Source organism: Tabrizicola sp., from assembly GCF_022842145.1.
In the GTDB taxonomy this organism is placed as follows: domain Bacteria; phylum Pseudomonadota; class Alphaproteobacteria; order Rhodobacterales; family Rhodobacteraceae; genus Tabrizicola.
Map to the genome: position 1 here is coordinate 1 of NZ_JALHQD010000012.1, position 12711 is coordinate 12711.

The window sequence follows — 12711 nt, forward strand, 5'->3', positions numbered from 1 at the left end:
GGGTCGCGGCCGTCCAGCGGACGCAGCGCGGGCTGCCAGTGGGGATTCGCCAGGAACCGGCAGTCGAAGATCATGTCCATCCCGCGCGGAGTGCCGCGCTTGTAGCTGAAGGACTGGACCGAGACGGACAGCCGTCCCGTCGGCGTGATGTCGAAGATCGCCGCAAGTTCGGCCTTCAGGTCATGCTGCGTCAGTTCCGTGGTGTCGATCAGATGGTCCGCGCGCACCCGGATCGGGGCCAGAAGGTCGATCTCGCGTTCGATGCCTTGTGCAGGCGTCTCGTTCGGGGCCAGCGGGTGCCGGCGACGGGTCTCGGAATAGCGCTGGATCAGCACAGAGGGCGCGCAGTCCAGATAGAGCACCTCAAGTCGCACGCGGGGATCGCGGGTCAGGCTGTCGATCAACTCGATCAGGGCGGTGGCATTGAAGTCACGGTTCCGCACGTCAAGGCCCAGAACGATGGGGCGGCCCAGCGGAGCGCCTTCGATCAGCCGGGGGACCAGCGACAGGGGGATGTTGTCGATGCCCTCATAACCCAGATCCTCCAGCACACGGATCGCAGTCGTCCGCCCGGCGCCGGAAGGGCCAGTGACGAAGACAAGGTGATGGTCCTGCGTGGGCTCAGGTGTCATTGGAAATCCAGGCGACGTCATGCCTGACGACCGTGGCGAAGATAAAGCATCAGGGCGTCGGGGAAATGGTCATTCTGCGGTTGCAGCACAAGGGAGATCGGTCTTCCCAGAAACGTGACCGTCCGGAAGGGAGGCAGTCTCTCTCTTTCGGGGTGCCCAAGATCGATCGCCAGCACCAGTTCCGCACTTTCGACAGCAGGGGCACGCAAAAGACCAAGGCCGCGCGATTCGACCAGGCCGCGCAGGTCCGGATTCGGACAGCTTGCCTGCAGCGTATCGCCCGCGACCACGATGCGGGTCCGGTCATCCGACACCAGTGCGGCCCCCAGCACGATCAGCCGGATCGCCAGTGCCGACTTGCCCGCGCCCGAGGGTCCCAGGATCAAGAGGCCGCGACCCTCGGCCGCGACACAACTGGCGTGCAGGATTTCGCTGGTCACACCGGCAGGCCGACCACAAACCGCGCGCCCAATGGCTCCGAGGTCGGGTCGGCGGCGGTCGGGCGGATGTTTTCGGCCCAGATCACCCCGCCGTGGGCCTCGACGATCTGCTTCGAGATCGCCAGCCCCAGGCCGGAATGCTTGCCGAACTCGGCCTGCGGGCGCTCGGAATAGAACCGCTTGAACACCTTGGTCAACGCCTGTTCCGGAATACCCGGGCCAGTGTCTTCCACCACGATCAGCACCCGGTTTTCCCGGCGACGCGCCCAGACGCGGACCGCATCGCCGTCTTCGCAGAAGGAAATCGCGTTGGTGACCAGATTGACGAAGACCTGCGCCAGCCGTGCTTCAAGCCCGTGGATCGCGATCGGGTCCGAAGGCAGGTCGATGATGAAATCGACGCCCTTCTCACCCGCTTGCTGCGACAGGTACTGGCAAAGGTTGGACAGGGTCTTGAGAAGGTTGAACTCTTCCTCCTCCTCCTTCACCAGCTCCGAATCCAGCCGCGAGGCGTTGGAGATGTCGCTGACCAGCCGGTCCAGGCGGCGGACGTCGTGTTCGATGACGTCCAGGAGCTTTTCCCGCTGTTCTTCCTTCTTGACGAAGCGCAGCGATCCGACGGCCGACCGCAGCGATGCCAGCGGGTTCTTGATCTCGTGCGCCACGTCGGCGGCGAACTGTTCGTTGGCATCGATCCGGTCGTACAGGGCCGAGACCATTCCTCGCATGGCGACGGACAGCCGACCGATTTCGTCCGGGCGGGCGGCAAGGTCGGGGATGCGGACCCGGCTGGGCGCCACCCGGCGCGAGTCGCGGTCTCGCCCCACTTCGGCGGCAGCAGCCAGGTCCGACAGGGGGTTCGAGATGGTCGAGGCCAGCATCAGGCTGAGGCTGATCGACAGGACCACGGCCAGAACGAACATTTGCAGGATCTGTTCCCGCTCATAGCGGACCAGCCGGTCGATCTCCTGACTGTTCGATGTGATCGCCACGACCCCCACCAGATCGCCGCCCACGATGATTGGGGTGGCAACGGTGAAATAGATGCTGCCTTCGCTGTTGCGGGTGACCCGGGTCACAACCTCACCGCCGCGCGCGCCTTCAAAGGCCGAGCGCGCGTTGTCGGCGGGGTCTATCGTTTCGGTCCAGTCGGCCTGACCCTGGCGGAACAGCACCGTGACAAGGTTCCACACGCCTTCCAGAAAGTCGGTCAGGATGGTCGGCTGGTCCGGGTTCGTGACCAGCGTGCCGGTCCCCTGCCCCACGCGTGAGGCCAGAAGCGACCCCGTGGGGTCGAAGACAAAAACCTCCAGCACCGGGTCCAGCTCGATATCCTGCAACGGCGTGCGGAAATCAAAGCCGGTGTTGCCCGACCGCAGATGCGCCTCATAGACCGCCGAGATCAGCTCTGCCTGCCGCACCATGCCCAGCTGGCGCTGCAACGCCAGGCTGTCGCGGAACGGGTTCATGAACAGAACGCCCACCGCCAGCAACACCAACGCCATCAGGTTGAAGACGATGATCTTCCGCGCCAGTGGCGAGCGGTTCAGCCCGACGATGCTGCGCCCGCCCCGGCCTTCCTTCAGCCGCTCGACGGTGGCATCGGGGGAAACCCAATCCTCGCCCAGAAGGACGTCGCCCGAGCGCTTCGGCCTCAGGTCGTCTTGTGAAATCCGGGGTGCCGAGGACATGACGTGCGGCTGTTATTCTTCGTTGTAGCGGTAGCCGATGCCATACAGCGTCTCGATCGCCGAGAAGGTATCGTCGACCGAACGCATCTTCTTGCGCAGCCGCTTGATGTGGCTGTCGATGGTGCGGTCGTCGACATAGACCTGATCGTCGTACGCCACGTCCATCAGCTGGTCGCGCGATTTCACGAAGCCGGGCCGCTGCGCCAACGCCTGCAAGAGCAGGAACTCGGTCACGGTCAGCGCGACCTCTTTGCCCTTCCACGTCACCGAATGCCGCAGCGGGTCCATGCGCAGAGCGCCCCGCTCCATCATCCGGGTTTCTTCGGTGGCCGCAGCCTCGCCGGTGTTGATCGCCTCCTGCCGGCGCAGAAGCGCACGGATGCGTTCGACCAGAAGGCGCTGGCTGAAGGGCTTCTTGACGTAGTCGTCCGCGCCCATCCGAAGGCCCAGAACCTCGTCGATCTCGTCATCCTTCGAGGTCAGGAAGATCACCGGGATCGAGGTCTTCTGCCGCATGCGCTGCAACAGATCCATCCCGTCCATCCGGGGCATCTTGATATCAAGGACCGCCATGTCGGGCATCCGGCGGCTGAACGCCTCGAATGCGGACTGGCCGTCGTTGTACGTCTCGACCTCAAATCCTTCGGCCTCCAAGGTCATTGCGACCGAGGTCAGGATATTCCTGTCATCGTCGACAAGGGCGATGCGGGACATCTGCGTGCCTCCCTAAACTGCTGCTGCCTTATTGTTTTATGTGCCATTTTCAGGGTTGCACCCGGATAATCAACAGAAAAGCGAATCACCCGTGAAACAATCGGGGACAGGGTGACAATTTAGCCCATCGCGACGACAATTCCTTGTCCATTCCGGCGCCCCTTTGCCGATGGTGGCGCTAACGGCCAGATGATTGCGCTAACTGTTTGAAATCGCTCTATTCTGGTGCAAAAATCCCATGCTATAGGCCTAGTATGACCTGCCCTTGGCGGGCTTGTCGCGGCATTCATTGGCCCGAATGCCGACCTACTGAACCGCCGCACCGCGGTGCGGCAACGGGAGCTTGCAGGATGACCCAAGGACGCGTGAACCCCAATCAGACGCTGGAGACGCAAGGCATTACGGGTGTGGCGGTCGCCCACTACAACTATGCCGAGCCCGCGCTGGTCGAGGCCGCGGTCCTGCGGGGCGAAGGTCGTCTGGGTCGGGGCGGGGCTTTCCTCTGCTCGACCGGGCAGTTCACCGGGCGGTCGCCGAAGGACAAGTTCGTTGTCCGCACCGCCACCACCGAAGAAACGATCTGGTGGGACAACAACGCCGCCATGTCTCCCGAGGCCTACGCGCGCCTCAAGGCGGACATGCTGGCCCATGTCAAAGGCGGTGAGTTGTTCGTCCAGGACCTCTATGCCGGTGCCGACCCGATGCACCGGCTGGACGTCCGTGTGGTTACGGAACTTGCCTGGCACGGGCTTTTCATCCGCCATCTCCTTCGCCGCCCGGCGCGTGCGGACCTGGACGGCTTCACGCCGGAATGGACCATCATCAACTGCCCGTCGTTCAAGGCCGACCCGGCCCGCCACGGCACCCGGACCGAAACAGCCATCGTGCTGAACTACGACGAAAAGACGGTGCTGATCGCCAACACCGCCTATGCCGGGGAAAACAAGAAGGCCGTCTTCACCGTGCTGAACTACCTTCTGCCCGCCAAGGGCGTGATGGCGATGCACTGTTCGGCCAACCACGCACTGGGCAACCCGGTCGACGCGGCCGTCTTCTTCGGCCTGTCCGGCACCGGCAAGACTACCCTTTCGGCCAGCCCCGACCGCACGCTGATCGGCGACGATGAACACGGCTGGTCCGACCGTGGCATCTTCAACTTTGAGGGCGGCTGCTACGCCAAGACCATCGACCTCTCGCCCGAGGCCGAGCCCGAGATCTATGCCACGACCCACCGCTTCGCGACCGTCGTGGAAAACATGGTCTTCGACCCCGAAACGCTGGAATTGGACTTTTCCGACCGTAGCCTCACCGAAAACACCCGTTGTGCCTATCCGTTGGAAGCCATTTCGAACGCCAGCGCCACCGGCTTGGGCGGTCACCCGCGCCACGTCGTCATGCTGACCTGCGACACGTTTGGCGTCCTGCCCCCCATCGCACGGCTCTCGCCAGCGCAGGCGATGTACCACTTCCTCTCCGGCTTCACCTCCAAGGCCGCCGGGACCGAACGTGGCATCACCGAGCCGCAGCCGACCTTCTCCACCTGCTTCGGCGCCCCGTTCATGCCACGTCGCCCCGAGGTTTACGGCAAGCTTCTGCAAGCCAAGATCGCCAAGCACGGCGCGTCCTGCTGGCTGGTCAACACCGGCTGGACCGGCGGGGCTTATGGCACCGGCAAGCGGATGCCGATCAAGGCCACCCGCGCGCTTCTCGCCGCCGCGCTGGACGGCTCGCTGTCCGCCGCGGCTTTCCGCAAGGACCCGAATTTCGGCTTCGAGGTTCCGGTCTCGGTCGCGGGCGTCGACGCGGCCCTTCTGGACCCGCGGCGCACCTGGGCCGACCCAGCCGCCTATGACGCCCAGGCGGCAAAGCTCGTGGGCATGTTCCAGAAGAACTTTGCGCAGTACGTGCCCTTCATCGACGCCGATGTGAAAGCCGCCGCCATCGGCTGACCGGGAACAACCCCCAGCCCCGCCGGTTCTGGTCTTGAAGGACCCTTACCGGCGATGCTTTCCTCGCAGACTGTGCCACAGACCCACCTGCCGCGCGCGCGCTTTCCGATGGCGGGCGCGCTTCTTCTGGGTGCGGGTCTCGGCGGCTTTGTCGACGGCATTGTCCTGCACCAGATCCTGCAATGGCATCACATCGCCTCGTCGGCCGGAGTGCCGGTGGACACCGTCGCGGGGCTGGAACGGAATACGCTTCTCGACGGCCTGTTCCATGCCGCCACCTGGATCATGACCGTCGCGGGAATCGCGCTTCTGTTGCGCGGCGCGCAACGCAGGGCGCGGCTTTACGGCAGCAAGCTTGTCGGTGGCGCGCTGATGGGGTTCGGCCTTTTCAACCTGATCGAAGGGCTGGTGAACCACCAGTTCCTTGGCCTGCACCACGTCAATGAAACCGTCCCGCCCGACCGATGGCTGGCTTGGGACCTTGGCTTCCTTGCGTCAGGAGTGCTGCTTCTCGCCCTTGGCTACGCGGTCAGCCGAAAAGCGCCTGCCTGACCATGTTCAGCCCGGTGACGACCAGCAGCCCCTGCGTCCAGCGCCGAAAGCGTGCCTGATCCAGCCGGTCCTGCACGGCATAGCCAAGGTAAAGCCCCACCAGTGCCGGCACCGACAACGCAGTCGAAAAGCCCAGGCTTTGCGGATTGGCGATCCCGGTCCCGAGGTGCGAGGCCAACAGCGCGACCGCACCAATCAGGAAAACCACCCCCTGCGCCCGGACCATCGTCATCTTGTCCGCCCCTGTCGACAAGAGCAGCACCAGCAAGGGCGGCCCCCAGATGCCGGACACCCCACCGTAAAGGCCTCCGATCACTCCCAACCCCCACTCCGCCCGGTCGCGGTGGTGCAACTGGATCGCTAGATTCCGCCCCATCAGTTGCAGGGCGGCAAAAAGGCTGATCGGGATGCCCAGCATCAGAAGGTAGACCACCCGCGGGATCGCATCCGCAAAGGGGGCCGAGATCGCGATGCAGACCACGGTGGCCACCAGAAACCGCCGATAGGTCCGTGCCGTTTCGACCGCCGGTCCGACGCCTTGCCGGAACGCCTGGCTCAGGTTCGTCACCAGCGTCGGCAGGATCAGACCTGCCAGAGCCATCTCCTGCGGCAGGAAGATCGCGAAGGCCGACACCAGGATCATTGGCATGGCAAAGCCCACTGCGCCCTTCACGAAGCCGGCAAACAGGGTCACCGCCAGCGCCACCGTAAAGGCCTGGCCCGACAGCCCGCCGGAAAGAAGATCGAACATGACTTGCCCTTTCCCGCCCCTTGTGGCGCAGTCCTCCTGCGGGGGAAACCCCCCGCGGGAGACGCACATGCGACGGCTGGCACTGGCACTGCTTCTGGCTCTTGCGGCCCCCCTGGCTGCCCAACCCGCCGCACCGCAGGCGGGCCCAAATGTGGCTAGCCTCACGTTCGGCGTCTTCTGCGCCCTGCAGGCGATGGACCAGCGCCCCGCCCCCGGCACGCTTTCCGGCTGGATCCACGTCCCCGACACCGAAATCGACTTCCACTGGCCCGACCGCCAGATCGTCCCGGCGCAGATCGGCCTCGCGTTCGGAGTAAAGTCCCGGTTGCAACCCGGCCTCTTCCTCGACGGTGAAATGCGCGTCTACCGTCCCGGTTCCGCCACGCCCGAGGTCTGGACCTCCAGCTTCACCGACATCTCCGACCAGTTCGGCTTCTTCCGCTTCGACCGCGAGGATGAATTGATCCCCGGCATCTGGCGCTTCGAGGCCTGGGCCGGCGGGGAACAGCTTTACACCGTGACGTTCGAAGTGGTCCCGGCCCAGGCGCTGCCGCAGATTGCCCAAGCCTGCGGCGCAATCTCTTGAAAACGGCTGCGACATTTTCGGTCGCCCCAGCGTTCAGTGGCGAAATCTTGTTGCGCTGCCGTTGCGAAGGCGCTACCTCTTCGCAGGTGCAGAATCTCGCCGGAGCCGACCCATGCCTGACGGACAAGTCATGACCCAGACCCCGATCCTCTCCGATCTTCAGGCGCTTACGAAGGCCGCCCTGCCCGAGGTCGAGGCGCTGTTCACCCAGGCGCGGGACGGTCTGAAGGCGCAGGTTTCCACCGGCGGCAAGGTGTCGAACCAGGCGCTGGAGGCGCAACAGTATCAGGCGCACGCATTGGCCTGGCTCGCAACCTACGTGGAGGCACTGCGCCAGCTGGACGCCTGGGCGGGACGACTGGCGGATGCCAGCCAGTTCGGCCAGATGGAAGCCTTGATCCTTCAGGCCGGCTTCGGCGAATACCTGACCCAGATCGCTGGCGGAATCCCGATGAGCCAGACTGAGTTCGCGCGCCTCTCCGACCTTGGCCTGACCTGGACCCCCGGCGCCCAGGCCGCAAAGCTGATGTCCCAAGGCAATACGCCCGAGGCACGCCACGCCCTTGTCGCGCTGATGCGGGACAACCACGGGCGCGCGACCTTCGGGGCCACCGGCCTCGACGAAGAGCTGGAGATGATCCGCGACCAGTTCCGCCGCTATGCCGACGAAAAGGTCATCCCCCGCGCGCACGACTGGCACCTGAAGGACGAGCTGATCCCGATGGAGGTCATCACCGAACTCGCCGAGATGGGTGTCTTCGGTCTGACCATCCCGGAAGCCTATGGCGGCTTCGGCCTGTCCAAAGCCTCGATGGTCGTGGTGTCCGAAGAACTCAGCCGCGGCTATATCGGCGTCGGCTCGCTTGGCACCCGGACCGAAATCGCCGCCGAGCTGATCCTGTGCGGCGGAACGGAAGAGCAGAAGGCGAAGTGGCTGCCCGGCCTTGCCTCCGGGGAGATCCTGCCCACCGCTGTCTTCACCGAACCCAACACCGGCTCGGACCTTGGCAGCTTGCGCACCAAGGCGAAGAAGGACGGTGACGACTGGGTCATCACCGGCAACAAGACCTGGATCACCCACGCCGCCCGCACCCACGTCATGACTGTCCTCGCCCGCAGCGTCGAAGGCACCACCGACTACCGCGGCCTGTCGCTGTTCCTTGCGGAAAAGACCCCCGGCACCGACGAGACGCCCTTCGTGGACCCCGGCCTGTCGGGCGGCGAGATCGAGGTGCTCGGCTACCGCGGCATGAAGGAATATACCGTCAACTTCGACGACTTCCGCGTCGATGGGGCGAACCTGCTGGGCCAGGTCGAAGGCCAGGGCTTCAAGCAGCTGATGCAGACCTTCGAATCCGCCCGCATCCAGACCGGAGCCCGCGCCATCGGCGTTGCGCAATCGGCGCTGGAAACGGGGATGCAATATGCCGAGGACCGCAAGCAGTTCGGCAAATCGCTGATTGAGTTCCCCCGCATTGAATCCAAGCTGGCGATGATGGCGGTGGAAGTCATGATCGCCCGCCAGCTGACCTACTTCTCCGCCTGGCAGAAGGACCATGACAAGCGCTGCGACGTCGAAGCCGGGATGGCCAAGCTTCTTGGCGCCCGCGTCGCCTGGGCCAGTGCCGACAATGCGCTGCAGATCCACGGCGGCAACGGCTTCGCATTGGAATACCGGATCAGCCGCATCCTTTGCGATGCCCGCATCCTGAACATCTTCGAAGGCGCCGCCGAGATTCAGGCCCAGGTCATAGCGCGGCGCCTGCTGGAGTAAGGGATTGAATTGCGGCCCGACCGGACCAATCTTGTAAGCAGGGTTAGGGGAGAGTCGGGCATGGACTTGGTGCTATTGACCGGGGTCTCCGGTTTCATCGCGAAACATGTGGCCCTCAAGCTGCTGAACGCCGGGTATTCGGTGCGCGGAACCCTGCGCCGCATGGACCGGGCCGAGGAGGTCCGCGCCGCCCTTGCGCCCTATCTCACCGAACATGCCGGCGTCTTGACCTTCGTCCAGGCCGACCTCGAATCCGACGCCGGTTGGGCCGAGGCGATGGCTGGCGTCTCGGCGCTGGTACACACCGCCTCGCCCTTTCCCATCGCCCAGCCGAAGGACCCAGCCACGGTGATCCGCCCCGCCGTGGAAGGCACCGAGCGGGTCCTGAAGGCCGCCGCTTCCGCCGGCGTGACACGGGTCATCCTGACCTCCTCCACCGTCGCGGTTCTGAACGAAGCAAAGCCCGACACGCTGCAGGACGAGGCTGACTGGTGCGACATCCATCTGCCCTCGACCACGCCATATGCCAAGTCGAAGACCCTGGCCGAGCGCACCGCCTGGGAGATCGCCAAGGCACGCGGTCTGAAGCTGACGACGATCAACCCCGGCCTGGTTCTGGGACCACCCCTGGACGAACACTACGGCTCGTCGCTTGGCCTCGTCGAGCGCTTCCTAAAGGGCAAGGACCCGATGCTCCCACCGATGGGAATCCCCGTCGTCGATGTCCGTGACGTGGCCGAGATGCACCTGCGCGCGCTCCAACGCCCCGAAACCGAGGGTCGCCGCTACCTGGCCTCCTCCGGTTCGATGGCCTTCGTGGACATGGGCCGGACCCTCAAGGCCGCCTACCCCACCCGCCGCATTCCAACGCGCGAGGCGCCAAAAGCCATCGTCCGGCTGCTGTCGGTCTTCGATGCCTCCATCAAGTCGATCCTGCCCAAGCTTGGCCACCTGGAACGCGTGTCCAATGCCCGTGCGGTCAAGGAAATGGGGATGGAGTTCATCGCGCCGAAAGCCGCGCTCCTCGCCTCGGCCGACTGGCTGGTCAAGCACGGCAGGATCTGGGCCTGACGACTGCTCCTCGTTCGCCTTCGGCTTCTCGTCGCAAGTGCCCAGCGACGAGTGGTCGAAGACCATCGAGGAGCGGTATCAGGCAGCCACCCCGCCGCGCGACGGCCTTTGCACGCCCAGCCGGGGATGCATCCGCCCCGCCACCGCCCACGAGGCCAGCAACCCCACCCCAGCCATCACGAAGATCCCCGGCAAGGGAGCGACCCAGAGGACAAGCCAGGCTGCCCCCGGAGTCAGGATCGACGAGACGTCACGGAAACTGGAATAGACCGCCGACATCTCGGTCCGCTCGCTGGGTTTCACCGACATCAGGAAGGGCAGACCCCCGACCACGTCCAGCATGACCAGGAAAACCGAGCCCGCCATGCAGAGGGCCACCGTCGTCCAGGGCAGGAAGGCCAGAAGCCCCGCCGCCAGGAACAGCGCGCCGCAGATCCCGAACGCGGCGCGGACCGACCGCCGCACCGACAGCCGCCGCGCCAGACGGTTCAGCGCCGGGGCCGCGAAAAGCAGCGCATTCGTGATCGACAGCACGATGCCACCCACCTTGTCGCCCAAGCCCGCCTCGATGCAGAAGATCGGCAGGTAGACGACATAGACCCACCAGCCGCAGGACCGCATCACCGCGAACATCCAGCCCGCGATCAGCCGGGGCTGGCTGAAGAACCGGCCCAGATAGCCCAGCGGGTTCACCGCCGCCCGCTTGGCCCGGGTGATCTGCTTGCCATTCCCCAGCCGCAGAACCCAGAAGCAGACCAGAAGGATGAAGGCGAAGACGCCCGAGGCGATGAAAGGCAGCGCGTGCCACTGATGATACAGCCAGACCCCCGCCATCGGCCCGATAGCCCAGGGGGCAGCCGCATAGACCATCTGGGTCGACTGGCTGCGCCCCAGGTTCTCCCGGTCGACATAGTCCAGCACATAGGCGTTCAGGCAGACGAAGATCGTCACCGTCGCCATCGCATTGCAGATCAGCGCCATCGGCACCGACCAGACCGTCCCGATGGCGCCCAGCGTATTGCCGACGAGATACAGGCAGCCGCCCGCGGTATAGGTCCAGCGCCGTGGGATCAGCCGGGCGGCCCAGGGCACCATCAGCCCCCAGATCAGCGCGACGACGCCCGAGATGAAGAACACGACCGAGGTTGCCTGCGCATCTTGCAGCGCGTCATAGACCACCAGCGGCATGGTCGAGATCAGCATCCCGCGGATCGACGCGTCCAGCCCCGACAGCAGTGCGAAATGCTCGATCCGGGGCGTCGGGCTGTGGCGCAGCGCCAGCGGAATGTAACGGTTGGCCATGATCCGACTTGGACGGCCAGACCCGGTTCCGTCTGCCACAAAGCCGACATCTGCGGTCGTTTCGGGCCAGCCGTGTCAGGGGCCAGTGCGGTTCAGGCCAGACGCGCCAGCAGGTCGACCAGCCGCGACCGTGCCTCGGGCAGGGGGCGGTCGTGCAGCACGGGACGCAACTCGCGGTCCAGGAAGTAGCCGGTCAACCGCAGCCCCGTCACCACCGCCTGCGGCGACAACGGCGCCTCACCCTCCAGCCCGTCGGGCAAGGGGAGCAGCCGGTCCGCCCATTCCCCCGCGCCCTTGGCTGTCACCGCCCGCCCGGTCTTCGGGCTGACGTAAGCCAGCCCGTCCGTCGCCCCGGTGACGGCGCAGGCGGAAAGGTCCAGGCCAAAGCCGATCTCCTCCAAGAGGCACAGCTCCCAGCGGACATAGGCCGCCGTCCAGCCCTCGCCCCCCAGAACATCCATCAGTGCCAGCGACTTCCGCCACAGGGCCGGATGGGACTCCCGTTCCGGCAGTGCCTCATGCAAAAGGGCACAGACCGCCAAAAGCCCCGCCAGCGCCAGCCGGTCCCCCAAGAGATGCGCGCGGGATTTCACCGGCTCGACCGTGAAACTGCCGATATGCTCGTCCAGCCGCGCCCGCCATTCCAGCTTGAGACCCGTCCCCGGCTGCAAACTGGCCGCCATCTTGCGCGAGGCACCACCGCGCACGACGCCCGAATGCCGACCATGCGCCGCCGTCATCACCTCGATGATCGCCGAGGTCTCGCCATGCGGCCGCATGGACAGAAGAATGCCGTCGTCGCGCCAATCCATGCGTCGGACTATCCGCTGCGACGCCCGCCCCCGCAAGCCCGGTTGCCAGGCCCGCCTTTCTCCCGCGCCTCAGTCCGCCAACCCGTCTTCTTCCAGGAGGGTCCGGCCCTGCCGATCCTCCAGCTCGATCACCCACAGATCCGGATCGCGTGCTTTGGTGCGGGAGACCAAAGCGTCGACCTCCGCCTCCGGCCCCTCGGTCAGAAGGATCCAGGCTCGCGCCCCGGTCATCAGGTCCGACCGCCGCTCGTAAGCCCGCGCGGACCCGTCCAGCAGCGCCACCTTGACCACCACGGCGCCCGCCTCGCTGTCACCCTTGGCGGTCACATAGGCCGGAATATCCGCCAGCCGCAGCCGCGTAAGGTAAGCCGAGACCCAGATGCCGCTCGCCAGCCGTGGGCTCATCGCGCCACGCCCCGGCCGCGACCCAGTTCCTT

At 65.5% G+C, this 12711-nt stretch carries 13 protein-coding genes; 5 read left to right on the top strand and 8 right to left on the bottom strand.

Annotated elements, in window-relative coordinates; all coding sequences use genetic code 11:
- The 4 genes from Q0C42_RS20400 to Q0C42_RS20415 form a co-directional block, all read right to left on the bottom strand.
- Positions 1 to 632 (bottom strand): RNase adapter RapZ (locus Q0C42_RS20400; protein WP_295080515.1); only part of this gene is annotated, 632 nt, incomplete at its 3' end.
- 17 nt (positions 633 to 649) lie between these two features.
- Complete coding sequence (locus Q0C42_RS20405; protein ID WP_295080518.1) at positions 650 to 1072, bottom strand: HPr kinase/phosphorylase; 423 nt, start codon at positions 1070 to 1072, stop codon at positions 650 to 652.
- A complete protein-coding gene (locus tag Q0C42_RS20410) occupies positions 1069 to 2763 on the bottom strand; it encodes a sensor histidine kinase (protein ID WP_295080521.1) in 1695 nt (564 codons plus the stop codon). The genes Q0C42_RS20405 and Q0C42_RS20410 overlap by 4 nt, the downstream gene beginning before the upstream one ends.
- Before the next feature lie 12 nt (positions 2764 to 2775).
- Positions 2776 to 3477, bottom strand: coding sequence for a response regulator transcription factor (locus Q0C42_RS20415; RefSeq protein WP_137111551.1), 702 nt, complete (start codon positions 3475 to 3477; stop codon positions 2776 to 2778).
- A 350-nt stretch (positions 3478 to 3827) separates the two neighbouring features.
- Here Q0C42_RS20415 and Q0C42_RS20420 point away from each other — a divergent pair, with 350 nt between their 5' ends.
- Both Q0C42_RS20420 and Q0C42_RS20425 read left to right on the top strand, forming a co-directional pair.
- Complete coding sequence (locus tag Q0C42_RS20420; protein ID WP_295080524.1) at positions 3828 to 5426, top strand: phosphoenolpyruvate carboxykinase; 1599 nt, start codon at positions 3828 to 3830, stop codon at positions 5424 to 5426.
- Positions 5427 to 5480: 54 nt separating this feature from the next.
- Positions 5481 to 5978 (top strand): DUF2243 domain-containing protein, encoded by a 498-nt coding sequence (locus Q0C42_RS20425; RefSeq protein ID WP_295080526.1) that lies wholly within the window; start codon positions 5481 to 5483, stop codon positions 5976 to 5978.
- Here Q0C42_RS20425 and Q0C42_RS20430 read toward each other — a convergent pair.
- The gene (locus tag Q0C42_RS20430; RefSeq protein WP_295080529.1) at positions 5956 to 6729 is read right to left on the bottom strand and encodes a sulfite exporter TauE/SafE family protein; all 774 of its coding nucleotides are present in this window, start codon (positions 6727 to 6729) and stop codon (positions 5956 to 5958) included. The genes Q0C42_RS20425 and Q0C42_RS20430 overlap by 23 nt on opposite strands.
- A 67-nt stretch (positions 6730 to 6796) precedes the next feature.
- Between Q0C42_RS20430 and Q0C42_RS20435 the strand changes: the two genes are divergently transcribed.
- From Q0C42_RS20435 to Q0C42_RS20445, 3 genes are all read left to right on the top strand, one after another.
- Positions 6797 to 7315 carry a DUF3859 domain-containing protein gene (locus Q0C42_RS20435; protein WP_295080530.1) on the top strand — a complete coding sequence of 173 codons (519 nt, stop codon included), beginning with the start codon at positions 6797 to 6799 and terminating at the stop codon, positions 7313 to 7315.
- A gap of 112 nt (positions 7316 to 7427) precedes the next feature.
- Positions 7428 to 9089 carry an acyl-CoA dehydrogenase family protein gene (locus Q0C42_RS20440; RefSeq protein WP_295080533.1) on the top strand — a complete coding sequence of 554 codons (1662 nt, stop codon included), beginning with the start codon at positions 7428 to 7430 and terminating at the stop codon, positions 9087 to 9089.
- 60 nt (positions 9090 to 9149) lie between these two features.
- Entirely contained in the window at positions 9150 to 10160 is a 1011-nt protein-coding gene (locus Q0C42_RS20445) for an aldehyde reductase (RefSeq protein ID WP_295080536.1), read from the top strand.
- Positions 10161 to 10238: 78 nt separating this feature from the next.
- Here Q0C42_RS20445 and Q0C42_RS20450 read toward each other — a convergent pair whose 3' ends face one another.
- The 3 genes from Q0C42_RS20450 to Q0C42_RS20460 all read right to left on the bottom strand — a co-directional run bounded on the left by Q0C42_RS20450 (position 10239) and on the right by Q0C42_RS20460 (position 12679).
- Complete coding sequence (locus Q0C42_RS20450) at positions 10239 to 11462, bottom strand: MFS transporter (RefSeq protein WP_295080539.1); 1224 nt, start codon at positions 11460 to 11462, stop codon at positions 10239 to 10241.
- Positions 11463 to 11554: 92 nt separating this feature from the next.
- The gene (gene recO, locus Q0C42_RS20455; protein WP_295080542.1) at positions 11555 to 12274 is read right to left on the bottom strand and encodes a DNA repair protein RecO; all 720 of its coding nucleotides are present in this window, start codon (positions 12272 to 12274) and stop codon (positions 11555 to 11557) included.
- Between the two features lie 69 nt (positions 12275 to 12343).
- The gene (locus tag Q0C42_RS20460) at positions 12344 to 12679 is read right to left on the bottom strand and encodes a DUF1491 family protein (RefSeq protein ID WP_295080545.1); all 336 of its coding nucleotides are present in this window, start codon (positions 12677 to 12679) and stop codon (positions 12344 to 12346) included.
- Between the last annotated feature and the right edge of the window lie 32 nt (positions 12680 to 12711).

What these genes read in the sequence shown, in the direction of transcription:
- Q0C42_RS20430 (WP_295080529.1), bottom strand. Translation starts at nt 6,729, where the DNA reads ATGTTCGATCTTCTTTCCGGCGGGCTGTCGGGCCAGGCCTTTACGGTG.
- Q0C42_RS20425 (WP_295080526.1), top strand. Translation starts at nt 5,481, where the DNA reads ATGCTTTCCTCGCAGACTGTGCCACAGACCCACCTGCCGCGCGCGCGC.
- Q0C42_RS20450 (WP_295080539.1), bottom strand. Translation starts at nt 11,462, where the DNA reads ATGGCCAACCGTTACATTCCGCTGGCGCTGCGCCACAGCCCGACGCCC.
- Q0C42_RS20415 (WP_137111551.1), bottom strand. Translation starts at nt 3,477, where the DNA reads ATGTCCCGCATCGCCCTTGTCGACGATGACAGGAATATCCTGACCTCG.
- Q0C42_RS20410 (WP_295080521.1), bottom strand. Translation starts at nt 2,763, where the DNA reads ATGTCCTCGGCACCCCGGATTTCACAAGACGACCTGAGGCCGAAGCGC.
- Q0C42_RS20440 (WP_295080533.1), top strand. Translation starts at nt 7,428, where the DNA reads ATGCCTGACGGACAAGTCATGACCCAGACCCCGATCCTCTCCGATCTT.
- recO (WP_295080542.1), bottom strand. Translation starts at nt 12,274, where the DNA reads ATGGATTGGCGCGACGACGGCATTCTTCTGTCCATGCGGCCGCATGGC.
- Q0C42_RS20460 (WP_295080545.1), bottom strand. Translation starts at nt 12,679, where the DNA reads ATGAGCCCACGGCTGGCGAGCGGCATCTGGGTCTCGGCTTACCTTACG.
- Q0C42_RS20445 (WP_295080536.1), top strand. Translation starts at nt 9,150, where the DNA reads ATGGACTTGGTGCTATTGACCGGGGTCTCCGGTTTCATCGCGAAACAT.
- Q0C42_RS20435 (WP_295080530.1), top strand. Translation starts at nt 6,797, where the DNA reads ATGCGACGGCTGGCACTGGCACTGCTTCTGGCTCTTGCGGCCCCCCTG.
- Q0C42_RS20420 (WP_295080524.1), top strand. Translation starts at nt 3,828, where the DNA reads ATGACCCAAGGACGCGTGAACCCCAATCAGACGCTGGAGACGCAAGGC.